This window comes from Pseudomonas sp. TE50-2 (assembly GCF_040813665.1).
Lineage (GTDB): Bacteria > Pseudomonadota > Gammaproteobacteria > Pseudomonadales > Pseudomonadaceae > Aquipseudomonas > Aquipseudomonas soli.
In genome coordinates, this window is sequence record NZ_JBFNXN010000001.1 from 1,597,908 (window position 1) to 1,613,677 (window position 15,770).

General features: G+C 64.4%; 11 protein-coding genes and 1 tRNA gene. 4 read left to right on the forward strand and 8 right to left on the reverse strand.

Features of this window, described 5'->3' with window-relative positions; translation table 11 throughout:
- Positions 1–60 precede the first annotated feature (60 nt).
- From AAHK21_RS07235 to AAHK21_RS07260, 6 genes are read right to left on the reverse strand one after another with little or no spacing between them, the layout of a single operon-like run.
- Positions 61–693 (reverse strand): GNAT family N-acetyltransferase, encoded by a 633-nt coding sequence (locus tag AAHK21_RS07235; protein ID WP_367856859.1) that lies wholly within the window; start codon positions 691–693, stop codon positions 61–63.
- Complete coding sequence (locus tag AAHK21_RS07240; protein WP_367856860.1) at positions 686–2,572, reverse strand: hypothetical protein; 1,887 nt, start codon at positions 2,570–2,572, stop codon at positions 686–688. Before AAHK21_RS07240 ends, AAHK21_RS07235 begins: the two co-directional genes overlap by 8 nt.
- The gene (locus tag AAHK21_RS07245) at positions 2,478–3,671 is read right to left on the reverse strand and encodes a GNAT family N-acetyltransferase (RefSeq protein WP_046856753.1); all 1,194 of its coding nucleotides are present in this window, start codon (positions 3,669–3,671) and stop codon (positions 2,478–2,480) included. Before AAHK21_RS07245 ends, AAHK21_RS07240 begins: the two co-directional genes overlap by 95 nt.
- Entirely contained in the window at positions 3,661–4,848 is a 1,188-nt protein-coding gene (locus AAHK21_RS07250) for a GNAT family N-acetyltransferase (protein ID WP_367856861.1), read from the reverse strand. The genes AAHK21_RS07245 and AAHK21_RS07250 overlap by 11 nt, the downstream gene beginning before the upstream one ends.
- Entirely contained in the window at positions 4,832–6,139 is a 1,308-nt protein-coding gene (locus AAHK21_RS07255; protein WP_330104475.1) for an aminotransferase class I/II-fold pyridoxal phosphate-dependent enzyme, read from the reverse strand. Before AAHK21_RS07255 ends, AAHK21_RS07250 begins: the two co-directional genes overlap by 17 nt.
- Positions 6,140–6,142: 3 nt before the next feature.
- Positions 6,143–7,312: a sterol desaturase family protein gene (locus AAHK21_RS07260; RefSeq protein WP_367856862.1), complete on the reverse strand. Its 1,170-nt coding sequence runs from the start codon at positions 7,310–7,312 to the stop codon at positions 6,143–6,145.
- A 609-nt stretch (positions 7,313–7,921) separates the two neighbouring features.
- On the opposite strand from AAHK21_RS07260, the gene AAHK21_RS07265 reads away from it, so the two are divergent.
- The 4 genes from AAHK21_RS07265 (at position 7,922) to AAHK21_RS07280 (ending at position 14,886) form a co-directional block, all read left to right on the forward strand.
- The gene (locus AAHK21_RS07265; RefSeq protein ID WP_367856863.1) at positions 7,922–9,256 is read left to right on the forward strand and encodes an APC family permease; all 1,335 of its coding nucleotides are present in this window, start codon (positions 7,922–7,924) and stop codon (positions 9,254–9,256) included.
- A 56-nt stretch (positions 9,257–9,312) separates the two neighbouring features.
- Entirely contained in the window at positions 9,313–11,439 is a 2,127-nt protein-coding gene (locus AAHK21_RS07270) for a methyl-accepting chemotaxis protein (RefSeq protein ID WP_367856864.1), read from the forward strand.
- A 554-nt stretch (positions 11,440–11,993) separates the two neighbouring features.
- Positions 11,994–13,547, forward strand: a complete 1,554-nt coding sequence (locus tag AAHK21_RS07275; RefSeq protein WP_367856865.1) for an amino acid permease — start codon at positions 11,994–11,996, stop codon at positions 13,545–13,547.
- Positions 13,548–13,599: 52 nt separating this feature from the next.
- Positions 13,600–14,886: an NAD(P)/FAD-dependent oxidoreductase gene (locus tag AAHK21_RS07280; RefSeq protein ID WP_367856866.1), complete on the forward strand. Its 1,287-nt coding sequence runs from the start codon at positions 13,600–13,602 to the stop codon at positions 14,884–14,886.
- 71 nt (positions 14,887–14,957) lie between these two features.
- Here the strand turns inward: AAHK21_RS07280 and AAHK21_RS07285 are convergent.
- Both AAHK21_RS07285 and queC read right to left on the reverse strand, forming a co-directional pair.
- Positions 14,958–15,033 (reverse strand) — tRNA-Lys (locus tag AAHK21_RS07285).
- A 61-nt stretch (positions 15,034–15,094) separates the two neighbouring features.
- Positions 15,095–15,769 (reverse strand): 7-cyano-7-deazaguanine synthase QueC, encoded by a 675-nt coding sequence (queC, locus tag AAHK21_RS07290; protein ID WP_367856867.1) that lies wholly within the window; start codon positions 15,767–15,769, stop codon positions 15,095–15,097.
- Position 15,770: the final 1 nt, after the last annotated feature.

Consider the following 15,770-nt stretch of genomic DNA (forward strand, 5'->3'; position numbering starts at 1 on the left):
AATGGGGGTATGCAAGATTAGCACTGACCGGCCCGGCGTGAGACGCAAGTTTTCGCATCGTTATCCGCGGTTGCCCAGATCCAGGCTCATGCGCAACTGGTCGGCGAATAGAAAACCTTCGCAACACACCCCCGGTATCTCGCTGTCAACCTGGAAACCATGGGCCCGGTACAAGCGCTGCGCCAGCTGGTTGTCGGCGTCCACATCCAGTTGCAGGCGCCCATGCCCCGCCGCCCGTGCCCGGGCGATGGCGCCTCGCAGCAGCCGCGTGCCAAGCCCCCGCCCGCGCGCCTGGGGCGCCACGGCCAGGTTGTACAGCCACAACACATCGTGACCAGGCCGCGGATGGCGCGCCACCGACCGCTGCAGGCGGCGGATCACCCGCAACCCGGACAGCCCCGGATAGAAACGCAGTATCGAGGTGAGCAGGGCCAGGTCGAAACAGGTCTTTTCGCGGGCACCAAGCGTAGCCACAACCCCTTGGCATTCCCCTGCCTGCACCAGCACCCGATGCCGGGCGTGGCCAAACCAACCCAGGTTGCGGGCAAAGGCGTGCGCCAGGTAAGGCTCCAGATGGCGTGTCCCGTAGATGAACGCCAGGGGTTGCGGCGCGATGCTGGCGACCAGCGGCACGACCTGGCCGACATGCCCGGCATCGGCGAGCTGCCCGCCCATGTTCAGTGTGTCAGTCACCCTTGAGCACTCCCATGCTGCGCAGCAGGCGGATGGCGTTGGTGTTGCGCGAAATGCCGTGGCGCAGCTGATAGTTGAAGCGCAGCACCTGTGCCTCGCCCTCTTCGAAACCTTCTTCGAAGTAGATGTTGCTGCCCAGCCCCTGGAGTTCAGGCGCGGTGGCCAGCGCCACGTTGTGGGTGGTGAGCATGCCCAGTGCCTGATGGGCGCAGAGGGTGCGCAGGATCTCGATGATCGCCAGGTTGCGCTCCTTCTCGTTGGTGCCCTTGAGCAGCTCGTCGAGCAGGTACAGCACCGGCTCCGCTGCCTGGCGCACAGTGTCGATCACCGCCTTGACCTGCATGACCTCGCTCATGAAGTACGACAACCCCTGTTCCAGCGAGTCGCTGACCGAGATCGACGAGACCATGCGCATCCGCCCGAAAGCGAAATGCCGCGCCGCCACCACCGAGCCGGCCTGTGCCAGGCGCAGATTGAGGGCCACGGTACGCATGTAGGTGGTCTTGCCCGACATGTTGGAGCCCGTTATCACCGTGACCCGCCCCGGTACCAGATCGATCGGGTTGGCGACCGCCCGCTCCGGGTGAATCAGCGGATGACTGGCCGCCTCGGCATGAATCTCGGCCTCGCCGATGGCTTCGGCCCGACACCAGCCCGGGTTCTCGTCCGCCAATCCGGCAAAGGCTGCCAGGGCCTCCAGCTCGGCGACCACCTCCAGCCACTCGGGCAAGCGACGACATTGCTCGCGCTTCCAGCGGGCCAGGGCACGGGCGCAATGGAAGTCCCAGAGCAGCAGGGCCTGGGCGAACACGCTGACGGTCGGGTTGTGCCGCAACCGGGCGTAGCCGAGGATGCCGTCAAGCTGGCGAATCGCCGCTGCCGGTGCCCGGCCATCGGCCTGCAGGCGCGCCACCTGGCGGCTCAGGCCCGGGCTGTCGAACCGCTGCGCAACGGCCAGGGCCAACCAGTCCGACAAGCCACCAAGCGCATCGGCGGTATCGTCCGCACCGTCGAACACCTTGTGCCAGGCCTTGGCCCGCCAGCCGTAGAACATCAGATTGACCACGATGCAGGCCAGCAACGCCAACGGCGGCACCATGCCGGCCAGCACCGCCACGACGCCACCGAGGCTGGCGAGCGTGGCAAGCAACCCCAGTACGACCTGCGCCGGCGGGAACACCCCGGCATCCACCCGAACCACCCATGCGGCCAGCCGCCCCAGCCCGTAGCCACGCGCATTGATCTGCAGCGCGTGAGCCGCCAGGGCCTGACGCAGGCTCCGGCGCTCGACCAACTCGGCAATGGCCGCCTGGCGCTCGGCCTGCTGAGCCGTGGTGGCCGGCAGGGTCAGCCAGGCGGCGATGCGTTCGTCACCCAGGCTGGTGGACTGGCTGAACAACAGCTGGCCCAGCGATGCCGGGCCAAACAGGTTGATGTCCAGGTCCTGCTTGTCGAACAGTGGACGCAGGCTGGTTGGACACGCGGGCAGGTCGTCGAAACGCCGGTCCAGCCGTGCCAGGGCCCACTGATTGAGCGTATCCCGGTGCTGTTGGTGGGCGATACGCTCGCGCAGGCCGGCATGACGCCGGACCAGCGCCACGAACAGCGCCAGGCAACCGCCAAAGGCCAACCACAGCCACGGCGCGAAGCCGTTCTCATAGCCATGCCAGGCCAGGGTGGGCATGGCCAGGAACACCAGCAGGCGCGCCCACTCGGTCTTGCGCAGGCGTGCCGACAGCCGGACGACCTGTTGCCGATGACGGCTCGACCTGGCCGTGAAGTCGTCACGCAGGGCCTGCCGGTTCCGCTTCTGACTGGGCGGCGGCGCGAAAGACGCGGCGCTGGCTGGGCTGCTTGATATCGAACATTTCTGCGACATGAGGTCCTAGGATCCTGTTCAGGACGGGGTTCTTCAGCTTCAGGTACAGGCCGCTGCCGCTGAGCTGCGAGCCGAGGTTCTGCTTGACGAAATAGTTGGTGATACCGAGGTCGACCCGCTCCGTGGCCGGCGAGGCAAACCGGCGCAACAGGTCGATGTGCAGCACATAGTAGGCATTAACCGGCAGGTCCACGGCATAGTCACGGCCAAACAGGAACGGGTTGATGACCCGCTCGCCCACCCCGCTGAGCACGAACGCCACGGCCCGGTCATTCGGATCAAGTAACACCGAGAACACGGCCTGGTCACTGCCTTGCAGGCGCTGAAGGAAAGCCAGTGGCAATTGCTCGCGCTGGTACTCGGTCGCATGCCGGTGTGTACACACATACAGCTCGTACAGCCGCTCCAGGCCGGGTACCTCGCCCTCATGATGAAGTACCCGGTAACCGGAGGCTTCGAAACTGCTCAGTGCCTTCTTGAGGATCTTGCGGCTGTTTGCCTTGAGCCGGGCGTAATGCCCTGCCCAGTCCAGGCCGTGCAGGTGGATGAGTGCCAGGGGATAGTTGTGGCAATGACGAAAGCCGCGCCTGTGCAGCAGGCCGTCGAATGCGGCATGACTGGCGTTCTCGCGGTCCAGGTCACGCACCACGTGCACCCGGGCCCGCGGCAGCGCCCGTTCGGCACTGGTCACCAGCAGCGCGAACAGTTCGTCCTGGTCATGCTCCGGCGCTACCCACCAGTGCTGCCCTGCCGTTTCGAAACAGCCCAGCATGGCCACCCGCAGCATGCCGATTCGCGGCACCAGCCGCCGCAGCGGGCCAACGCCACGGCGCAACCAGGCTGGCGCTTCGGCCATCAGGTCCAGGTCCTGCTGGGTGACAAACAGCATCCCGGCGACTTGCGCCGATCCAGGCCGGCGCGCCACCAGGTAGCGGTAGTCACGATCGTGGAAACAAGCCTCGACCACCTGCATGAACGCGTGGCTGCGAAACGGATGATGGAAGGCCAGGGTGCTGTCCCACAGGCTCTGGTCGAGGTCGTCGATGCTGTCGAAAACCTGCACCTGCCAGGTATCCAGGTCGTAGGTTTCAATCAGCATGGTCGAGCAATCCTTGGGCCTTGAGACTGTCCAGGTAGGCATCGTGGTGCTTGAACACATTGCGCAGCGCCGGAATCTGCGGCGCCGGGAACAGTCCGTCGCGCAGCAGGTACAACAGTCGGTTGACCCAGCCTCGACGATGGCGGATGTAGAAATACAGCGGTGAGGAAACGGCCCCGATGCTGAACTTGGCCTCGTAGCTGGTCTGGCCCAGCTCGATATACGGCACGCCACGACGCTCGGCCTCCTCGACGATGCGGTACAGGCAGTTGAAATACAGGCTGCCGGCATCGCGATAGGCGTAATCGATGCCCAGGTACAGCGGATGCAACGCATCGCCCGCGAGGAACAACTCGAACGCCACCAGACGCTGCTCATCGAAGCAGAGCAAGGCGTAGGCCTGGGTACCAAGGCAGTGGCAAACCTCACGGAAGAACGCTTCGGAGAGACGCTCGAATCGGGTGCTGGAGCGTTCGAGCACGTTCAGGTAGAGCCGATGCATTTGTGTTGCATGATCGGCGAAGTTCACTTCGACCACCCAGCGCAAGCCCGCTTCGTCGAACGTCCTGCGGCGCTTCTTCAACACGTTGCGGTACTTGCTGAGCATGTTGTCGACATAGCCCATGCCATTCACCGCCGCAGTGCTCACAAAGGTGGTGTCGGGGCTGCGGCACAGCAGGTAGTGCTCGCCGAACGCCGCTGAAAGCCGCCGCTGCAGGGCCTGGTCGAACTCCTTGAGGCAGACGAACCCGATACCCAACGCGTCGGCCTTGGCCTGCAGTTCCTGATGCAGCATCGCAAGCACCGGATCCCAGGCCCCATCCCGTACCCCGGGCAGGCCCAGCAGGTCGGAACAGATCGCCAACGGGCTGCCGATGACGAACAGGCGTGCCTTGAGCAAGCGCCCGTACACCCTGCGCGCCTGCCGTACCACGGCCTGAACCTCCACCGGCGCGAGGTCGGACAGCGAATAGTCCATCACGAAACACGGCACAATGCCGACCAACCGCCCGTCACGTAGCACCCTGAGGTAATGAAAGCTGTCGACGATGCCTGCTCGCTCCAGTGCCTGCTGCAGTTCGTACGAGGCGGTCACCCTGCCGGCGCCGAAGCAGGCCTGCCATTCGCTCCGTCCGATATCACTCAGTTGCCGGGTCCACTCAAACACGACGGCCATCCCGGGCTCCGTGCGCATCGATCAGCCGCAGTGTCCGGCCAACGTCGGTGATGGCCTCGATGCTGTAGTCGAGTTCTTCTCGGGTGAGATTGGCACTGAGGTTGATGCGCACCCGTGCACGCGAACGGCTCACCGCCGGGTGAGCCACCGGATTGACGTAGACGCCGCGCAGGTGCAAGGCCTTGGCCAGCTCGTAGGCCTTGTGCTCTTCGTAGGTCATCAGTGGGATGATGCTGCTGCGTGTGTCGAGCAGGTCGAAGCCACGGGCGCGCAGGGTCGCGACAAAGTACTCGGTCTTGTCGCGCAATTGCTCGATGATCTGTGGCGAAGCCTCCAGCACATCCAGCGCGGCGATGATCGAGGCCAGCACAGGGGGCGGCAGCGACGCCGAGAAAATGTAAGGGTTGGCGCCTGCACGCAAGAGGCTGGCGGTTTCATGGCGAGTGGCGATGAAGCCGCCGACACCCGGCAACCCCTTGCTCAGGCTGCCGGTCAGCACATCGACCTGCCCCGCTACCCCGAACAACGCCGGCGTGCCCCGCCCATGGGGTCCCAGGTGCCCCGTGCCATGGGCATCGTCGACGACCAGGAAGGCGTTGTAGCGCCTGGCGAGTTCGGCGATCCGGTCCAGCGGAGCAAGGTCGCCGTCCATGCTGAACACGCCATCGGTGACGATGAACTTGCGCTGTTGCGCGGGAAGGCGCTGCAGGTGGCTCTCCAGGCTGCGTAGCGAGGCATGGCGGTAAGGCACTACCCGCGCCGCGCTCAGACGCAGGCCATCGACGATCGACTGGTGATTGAGCATGTCGCTGAGCACCACGTCGCCCTCGCGGCACAGGGTGCCCAGGGCTGCCAGGTTGGCGGCGAACCCCGACGAGAAGGTGATCACCGCCTCGACCCCGAGGAACTGCGCCAGGCGCCGCTCCATCTCCAGGTGCAGCTCGCTGGTACCGTTGAGCAGGCGCACGCCGCTGGAGGTGGTGCCGTAATGGCGTATGGCGTCGATGGCCGCCTCGTTGATACGGGGATGGCCATTGAGCCCGGAGTAGTTGTACGACCCCAGGTGCAACACGTCACGGCGCTCGGGGACCCTGGCATGCTCGCTGAAGCTGACCGAGGCATGCTTGGTCGGCATCGAATGGAACACCCGCCCGATGACGTCCATGTAGCCCTGCCCCACCAGACTTTCGAGGCGTTCGAGCAGGCTCTCCAGGGCCTGGTTGTCGCGGGCCAGCCGCTGGGGCTGCGCCCCGTCGTCGGCCGAGCCCCGCAAGGCGCTTGTCGGGTTCATCAATCACTCCTTGATCAACAATGGATTGCGCCGCACGGCCAGCAGAGGCAGGCAGCAGCTCAGGATTGCCAACAGCAGCAACCAGGCTCCGCCGGTCGCCTGCCACCACAGGAACAGGCTGGCCAGCGCCAGCCCCAAATACAACGGCCAGCGCAGGTGCGCCAGGCCGGACTCGCGGTGGCCGGCGCTATTGGCCGCCAACAGGAATGCGAGCGCCGCCAGGGCCGCCTGCCCCGGCGGCAGGACGGCGTACTGGGTCACCAGGAAAAAACCGAGGAACAAGGCCGGCAGGTAGTCCGGCCAGGCGAACGCGCCCTGCCCCAGGCTGGCGTGTTGCTCGATGACCCGGGTATGCGCCGGACTGCCGAACAGCACCCGCAACTTGCCACACAACCCGCTGGCCTCCCGCGCCGAACGCAGGCAATGCCGATAGAGGAAGAAGTTCAGGTGGCCAGGCGAGCCCGGCTGGCTGATCGGCGTGGTCACCCCGTAACGCACCGGCTCCTGCGGCAGTTCACGCTGGTAGGTACCGAACAGGCGGTCCCAGATCACCAGGAAACAGCCGAAGTTCTTGTCCAGGTAGCGATCGTTGCTGGCGTGATGGACCCGATGCTGGGACGGCGTGACCAGGATTCGCTCCAGCACGCCCAGCTCAGGGATCAGTGGCGAATGGATGAAGAACTGGTAGATCAGCTGCGCGGCCACCACCAGCAGGTAGTGTTGCAGGGGGATGCCCAGCACCGCCATGGGCAGAAAGAACAGCCAGACGGTGAAATTGCCCAGCCAGCCTATGCGCACTGCGGTCGTGAGATTGAAGGCCGTACCGCAGTGGTGGATCAGGTGATTGCACCAGAGCAGCGCGCATTTGTGATGGGCCCAGTGATTGACCCAGTACAGGAAGTCATAGACGAGGAAGGCAAAGGCGATGTTCGCCCAGGGGCTGCCCAGGTCCAGCCCCAGCGACCAATGGCTGTGCAGGTAAGCATAAAGCCCGAGGCTGGTCGCGGCGAACAGCACGCCGACCGCAAGGTTGCCGATGCCGAGGACGAAATTGACCAGTCCCTCGGCCGGGTGCCAGTCCGCTGTCCGGCGCCAAGCCAGCCATGCCCCCTCGACCACGATCGAGCCGAGTACCAGCACCAGCAAGTAATCCAGAAACGCCGCGCTCTCCATGCCAGCTCCCTTGCCCAGGGCGTGCCAGGATTGGCGCGCCAGCAGACTCCTGATCCGTGGAGCCCGGCCCGGCCAACCCGTTGCAGGGCCGCCAGGCGAGTACTTTTACTAGAACGAATCACCCTAGAAGGGATAAAGGAAAAATCCATGACAGCCGTCGCAAGCGCGACGTATTTCGTCACAACACATTTCAGGTAAGCGTTAATTTTTATCAACACACATAACGAGGAAAACACTCAAAAAACGACGAAAAAACCAAAATAGCGACTAGTCGTTCAATAAAAATTCACACAAACCCGACATGCTGTCGTGTTTCACTTGACACCCCCACCCCCTTCGTCGTTTATTTTTCCCGCTTTGCGTCGCGCCCGATAAACCACAACTACAGGCAAGCGCCCCGATCATGCCGATCCCGTCCTCGAATCATCTTCGCCACCCCCTCGTGCACGTCCGCCATCCACGCCCCGGCCCCTCGATCGGCTGATCCGCGTACCTTCTGCCACGCCTTCGGGCGTTACCTGCCGCTCCAACTACAAATGGTGAATAACATGGAGCCCATCCGCACGTCCTTGCCGCACACCTCCGTCCGCCCGCCAGAGGAGGCACCCCATGCAGCCTGACGCCCAGTTCCGCAAGTCCCTGCGTCTCTGGCATGTGGTGATCATCGGCCTGGCCTACCTCACCCCGATGACCGTGTTCGACACCTTCGGCATCGTCTCCGGGATCACTGCCGGGCATGTGCCCAGCGCCTACATCCTGGCCCTGGCCGGCATCCTGTTCACCGCCGTGAGCTATGGCACCCTGGTGCGACGCTTCCCGCAGTCGGGCTCGGCGTACACCTACACCCAGCGCGCCATCAACCCGCACGTGGGCTTCCTGGTCGGCTGGTCGTCGCTGCTGGACTACCTGCTGCTGCCCATGGTCAATGCGCTGCTGGCCAAGCTCTACCTGTCGGCAATGTTCCCCGAAGTGCCGGCCTGGGTGTGGGTGTTCGGCTTCGTCACCCTGATCAGCCTGATCAACATGCGCAGCATCAACCTGGTGGCGCACTTCAACCTGCTGTTCGTCGCCGTACAGGTGGCAATCATCTCGGTGTTCATCTACCTCTGCTGGCGTGGCCTGGGCCATGGCGAAGGCCTGGGCACGGCCTGGAGCATGGTACCGTTCGCCGACGATCAGACCCAGTTCGCCGCCCTGGCCGCCGGCGCGACTATCCTGTGCTTCTCGTTTCTGGGCTTCGATGCAGTGACCTGCCTGTCGGAGGAAACCCGCGACCCGGGCAAGACCATCCCGCGGGCGATCTTCCTCACGGCGCTGATCGGCGGCGTGGTGTTCATCAGCGTGTCCTACTTCATCCAGGCCTACTTCCCGACCATGCAGCGCTTCCACGACCAGGAAGCGGCCCTGCCGGAAATCGCCCTGTACGTCGGTGGCAAGCTGTTCCAGTCGGTGTTCATCGCCTGCACCGTGATCAACACCATCGCCTCGGGCCTGGCCTCGCAGACCAGCGTGTCGCGCCTGCTGTACGTGATGGGCCGCGACAACGTGATCCCGGCCGGGGTGTTCGCCCGCCTGCACCCGCGCTACAAGACCCCGGTGCTGAACATCGCGGTGGTCGGCCTGATTTCGCTGTCGGCGATCTTCTTCGACCTGGTCACCGCCACCTCGGTGATCAACTTCGGCGCACTGGTGGCGTTCAGCTTCGTCAACCTCTCGGTGATCAACCACTGCTATATCCGTGAGAGACAGAACAAGGGCCTGACGAACAACCTCAAGTATCTGGTGGCGCCGACGATAGGCTTCTGCATCATCGTCTCGCTGTGGCTGGACCTGAACGAACACTCCTTGCTGTTCGGCGGTGTCTGGGCCCTGCTTGGCGTGCTCTACCTGGCCTGGCTGACCAAGGCCTTCAGGGTTGCGCCACCGAACTGCATCGCCGAATGACCCCATCGACGCCCGCCTGACCGCGGGCGTTGTGTTTGCCCGAGAAGGAAAAGCCCATGTCGCAGCGCCGTCTCTCCATCCAGTGGAAGATCACCCTGCTCGCCGGCCTGTGCCTGCTGGCCATCGTCGCCTTGCTGGTGGCCACCTCGCTCACCCAGGCCCGGCGCAGCGCCGAGCAGGTGTTCCAGGCCAACACCGAGCTGCTCGACCACAGCGCCCGCCTGCGCCTGCAGGCCCACGGCGAAACCCAGGCCCTGCGCATCCAGCGCTACTTCATGGACGCCTACCAGTACGGCAACGGTTTCGCCCGCCTGGTGCAGGCGCTCAAGGCCCGTGGCGGCGCCGACCTGCGCGGTGAGCTCAGCCGCGAAGCCCGCGCCGCACTGGCCGGCAATGCCGACCTGATCGGCCTGTACCTGGTGTTCCAGCCCAACGCCCTGGACCAGCAGGACGCGCGCTTCGTCGGCCAGGCCGACAATGGCAGCAACGACAGCGGGCGTTTCTCGCTGTACTGGTCGCAGCCCGGCACTGGCAGCCTCGAAGTGGAGGCCATGCCCGAGTCGATGCTTGCCGACACCAGCATTGGCGCCAACGGTTCACCCTACAACCGCTGGCTGACCTGCCCGCTGGAAACCGCCAAGGCCTGCGTGCTCGACCCGTACTTCGACGAGGTCAACGGCCACCAGGTACTGATGACCAGCATCGCCCTGCCGCTGCTGGAAAACGGCAAGGTGGTGGGTGTGGTCGGCCTGGACATCGGCCTGGACAACCTGCAGCAACTGAGCCTGGCCGGCCGCCAGGAACTGTTCGACGGCCAGGGCCAGGTCAGCATCGTCAGCCCTGCGGGCCTGCTCGCCGGCCACAGCCAGGATGCCGGCCAGCTGAGCAAGACCGTGCAACAGGCCTTCGGCGCCAGCGCGGCAGCCCTGGCCGCACCACTGCGGGCCGGCCAGGCCGTCGAGCGCCTGGACCAAGGCACCATGCGTATTTCCCGACCCTTTGCGCCAATTCCTGGCGCGGCACCGTGGCAGGTGCTGCTCGAACTGCCCGAGCAGGTACTGCAAGCGCCCGCCGTCACCCTCAACCAACGCCTGGACAGCCAGAACCAGCAGGCCAACCTCGTCAGCCTGCTGATCGGCCTGGGCGCCGCCGTGCTGGGGCTGCTGCTGGTGTGGCTGACTGCCCGCGGCGTGACCCGGCCGATCCTGGCCGTGGCCGCCCGCCTGAAGGACATCGCCAGCGGCGAAGGCGACCTGACCCGACGCCTGGACTACGCCCGCGACGACGAACTGGGCCAGCTCACCGGTTGGTTCAACCGCTTCCTCGACAAGCTGCAACCGGTGATCGCCCAGCTCAAGGGTTCGCTGCAGGAAGCCCGCGGCACTGCCGACCAGTCGGCACTGATCGCCCGTCAGACCAGCGAGGGCATGCAGCAACAGCACCGCGAAATCGAACAGGTGGCCACGGCGGCAAACGAAATGAGCGCCACGGCCCATGACGTTGCCCACAATGCCGCCCAAGCCGCCCAGGCCGCACGCGGTGCCGACCAGGCAACCCGCGATGGCCTGGCGCGGGTGGGCGCCACCCGGGAAGCGATCGCCCAGCTTGCCGGCGGCATGGATGCGGCCATGGATGAAGCCCGCGCCCTGGAAAGCCGTGGCGAACAGATCGGCTCGGTACTTGAAGTGATCCGCGCCATCGCCGAGCAGACCAACCTGCTGGCCCTCAACGCCGCCATCGAAGCGGCCCGCGCCGGCGAAGCCGGGCGAGGCTTTGCGGTGGTCGCCGACGAAGTACGCAACCTGGCGCAGCGCACCCAGGTGTCGGTCGAGGAGATCCGCCAGGTCATCGAAGGCTTGCAGCAAGGCACCCAGGACGTGGTCGAGGCAATGCAGGCCGGTCAGCGCCAGGCCCAGGACAGTGCCGCGCAAATGGAACAGACCTTGCCGGCGCTGCAGCGTATCGGCGAGGCGGTGACGGTGATCACCGACATGAATCTGCAGATCGCCTCGGCCGCCGAGGAACAGAGTGCAGTGGCCGAAGAGGTGAACCGCAACGTGGCGGGCATCCGCGACGTTACCGAATCGCTGTCGGGCCAGGCCGACGAGTCGGCGCATATCAGCCAGGCACTGAACCGGCTGGCCAACCAGCAGCAGGCACTGATGGCGCAGTTCCGGGTTTGAGTCCACCCCCGGATGAAACAGCAACAGCGGACTGCCAGCAGCAGCACGGTCCGCCGTGACAAAGGCTGACAACTCTCGACAAGGCTGCTCCTCCAGCAACCCTTCCGCTTGAAGGGATACGACCCTCCCAAACCGATATCTGGCCACCCCAGGTATCGGTTTTTTGTTGCATCAATGATGAATAAATTTCCGCCATATTGTTTCGTACATTTTAATGAAAATACAAAACGACCATTTAACACTTCACAATGACGTCGATGCATATCAGTAAATATGGGCAATCCAGATGAATGCGTGCAAATATCAACGTTGGCACATGATCAAAACGACGAAATCATGCATTCCAAAACGGAATGAAGTAACAACTAATTGTCGTTTGTTGCGAACACCTTTCAACGCCAATACTGATTTCAATCAATGCAATCGCGACCGCCGCAGCACTGGAGAAGCTGCTGGCCGACCGGCGCCCATCCGCGCCCGTCACCTGCAACAGGAAGTGGTCAGATCACAACAAGAACAACAACTCACCCGAATGCAGATCAAATAGGTTGCCCATGACCCATTCGAACAACAACGGAAGTTTGACTGCCGCAGCCCCGCCTTCCGGACACCTCAAACGCACCCTCACCAGCCGCCACCTGAACATGATCGCCATCGGCGGCTCCATCGGCACCGGCCTGTTCGTCTCCTCCGGCGCCACCATCGCCCAGTCCGGCCCCGGCGGTGCATTGCTGGCCTTCGCGGTGATCGGCCTGATGGTCTACTTCCTGATGACCAGCCTCGGCGAAATGGCTGCATGCATGCCGGTCAGCGGCTCGTTCTCCACCTATGCCTCGCGCTACGTCGAAGAAAGCTTCGGCTTCGCCCTGGGCTGGAACTACTGGTACTCCTGGGCCGTGACCATCGCCGTGGACCTGGTGGCCGTGCAGATGATCATGCTCTACTGGTTCCCGGACACCCCCGGGGTGATCTGGAGCGCGGCCTTCCTGGTGCTGCTGTTCGCACTCAATGTCGCCTCGGTGCGCTTCTTCGGCGAGGCGGAGTTCTGGTTCGCCCTGATCAAGGTCATCACCATCATCATCTTCATCGCCGTGGGCGTGCTGATGCTGCTGGGCATCCTCGAAGGCGGCCAGGACGGCGGCGCCCACCTCTGGCAGATCGGCGACGCGCCCATTGCCGGCGGCCTGCCGGCGCTGATCGGCGTGGCGATGATCGTCGGTTTCTCGTTCCAGGGCACCGAGTTCGTGGGCATCGCCGCTGGCGAAACGGCAAACCCGGGACGCAACATTCCCAAAGCCGTACGCCAGATCTTCTGGCGCATCCTGCTGTTCTACGTACTCACCATTGTCGTGATCGGCCTGCTGATTCCCTACACCGACCCGCGCCTGCTCAAGGATGGCCTGTCGGACGTCACCATCAGCCCGTTCACCCTGATCTTCACCAAGGCCGACATGCTCGCCGCGGCCGCCGTGATGAACGCGGTGATCCTGACCTCGGTGCTGTCCGCCGGCAACTCGGGCATGTATGCCTCGTCGCGCATGCTCTACAGCCTGGCGCTGGAGCGCAAGGCGCCGGCCATCTTCGCCCGGGTAACCCGCAGTGGCACGCCGGTCTGGGCGCTGCTGGCCACCGCTGCGGTCGCGGGCCTGTGCCTGCTGAGCTTCCTGTTCAGCCCCGGCAAGCTCTACCTGTGGCTGCTGAACACCTCCGGCATGCTCGGTTTCATTGCCTGGCTAGGCATCGCCATCAGCCATTACCGCTTCCGCCGCGGCTACCTGCTCAATGGCAATGACCTGGCGAAACTGCCGTATGTGTCGAAATACTTCCCGTTCGGCCCGCTGTTCGCCTTCGGCCTGTGCATGGTGGTGATGCTCGGGCAGAACTACCAGGCGTTCATCGGTGGGCAGATCGACTGGATCGGCGCCTTCGCCACCTACGTCGGCCTGGTGCTGTTCGTGGTGGTCTGGTTCGGCCACAAGCTGGTCACAGGCTCCAAGGTGGTGCGCTACAGGGAAATGGACTTTTCCAGTATCGAGATTCGCAAAGCCGAACGCAGCAAGACAGAGCCTGCCGGTGATGCGCTCGCGGTCAGCCAGCAGCCCGCCTGACACTCCATTGGCGGACCCGCCCCGGTCCGCCCACCACTGCTCCGGGACCCTGATGAACAGCACCTTCGACTCCTACTACGAAGCCACCGCCAGCAGAACCCTCTACCCTGCCCAGAGTGGGCGCACCGATACCCGCGTCTGCATCCTCGGTGGCGGCCTGGCCGGCCTGTCGACCGCGATAGGGCTTGCCGAGCGCGGAGTGCCCGATGTGACGCTCCTCGAATCGCAACATGTCGGCCATGGCGCCTCGGGCCGCAACGGCGGCTTCGTCTTCGGCGGCTACAGCCTCGGCAACGCCGAACTGCTGTCGACCCTGGGCGCCAACGAGGCCCGCAAGCTTTATCGGCTGACACTCGACGCCGTCGAGCTGATCCGTGAGCGCACCCGCCGCTACGCCATCGATTGCGACCTGGTCGACCAGGGCGTGATCCTCGCCAACTGGTTCAACGACCCGTCGCGCCTGGAAAAACCGCGCCAGCTGATGAAGCAGGCCTATGGCGTCGACTGGGAATACATCGCCCCCGGCGAACTGAAGGAACAGCTCAGGACCGAGCGCTATTACGGCGGGTTGCTGGAGCGCAACGCATTCCACTTCCACCCGCTCAAGTATGTCTGCGGCCTCGCCCAGGCAGCCGCGCAGGCCGGGGTGACGATCTACGAACAATCGCCGGTGACCAGTATCGAGAAGAAGGCTGGCGGCTACATCGTGCGCACCGGCCAGGGCGAAGTCCATGCCGAGCAGGTGGTGTTCAGCGCAGGGGGCTATGCCCGCGGCGTCTACGCCCCGATCGAGCGCGCCGTGCTGCCGATTGCCACCTACGTGGTGACCACCGCGCCACTGGGCGCACGCCTGCAGGACGCCATCGACTGCCAGTCGGCCATCTACGACACACGCTTCGCCTTCGATTACTACCGCCCGCTGAAAGACACCCGGATCCTCTGGGGCGGACGCATCTCCATTCTCGATCGCGGGCCGCAAGCCATCGCCAAGCTGCTCAAGGCCGATCTGGCGAGCGTCTATCCGCAACTCGAGGACGTGGAGCTGGAATACTCCTGGGGCGGCCTGATGAGTTACGGACGCCACCAGATGGCGCAGATCGGCCAGGACGACAACGGCATCTGGCACGCGGTCGGCTTCGGCGGCCATGGCATGGCACCGACCACGGTCGCCGGCGAAGTCCTTGCGGACGCCATCACCCACCGCCTGCCGATCCCGAGTGGTTTCAGTCGGTTCGGCCTCGACCGCACCTTCGGCCTGGCCGGCCTGGTGGCTGCGCAGGCCACCTACACCGCCTACCAGGCACGGGACGCCTTTGATGCGCGGCGACTGAACCGCTGACAGTGGGTCAGGCCACTTTTCGACAGGCATGAAAAAGCCCGCCATGAAGGCGGGCTCTTTCGTACTGCATATGGTGGGTCGTGTAGGATTCGAACCTACGACCAATTGGTTAAAAGCCAACTGCTCTACCAACTGAGCTAACGACCCGTTGGATGGCGCGTATATTACTGATTTCTCAGAAGAATTCAACACCCCATCGCAAATTTTTTCAAAAATACCGAGTGGGGTCCTCTACACCGGCAGCCTTGAAGCCATCAGCGCGCAGGCGGCAGCTGTCGCATTTGCCGCAGGCACGCCCGGCATCATCGGCCTGGTAGCAGGAAACGGTCAGGCTGTAGTCCACGCCACGGGCGATCCCGGCCTGGACGATCTGCGCCTTGCTCAGGTTCTGCAGCGGCGCCTGGATACGGAAGCCCTGCCCTTCCACGCCGGCCTTGGTAGCCAGGTTGGCCATGCGCTCGAAGGCCTCGACGAACTCCGGGCGGCAGTCCGGGTAGCCGGAGTAGTCCACGGCGTTGACGCCGATGAAGATGTCACGGGCCTCGAGCACTTCCGCCCAGCCCAGCGCCAAGGACAGGAACACCGTGTTGCGAGCCGGCACATAGGTGACCGGAATCCCCTCGCTCGGCGCCTCGGGCACATCGATGCTGCTGTCGGTCAGGGCCGAGCCACCGATGCCATCGAGGTTCAGGCCGATCACCTTGTGCTCGACCACGCCCAGGTCACGGGCCACCCGCGCCGCGGCGTTGAGCTCGGCGCGATGGCGCTGGCCGTAGTCGAAGCTCATGGTGTAGCACTGGTAGCCGTCGGCCTTGGCCATGGCTACCACGGTGGCCGAATCCAGGCCACCGGACAGCAGGATTACCGCGCGTTTGTCAGTCATG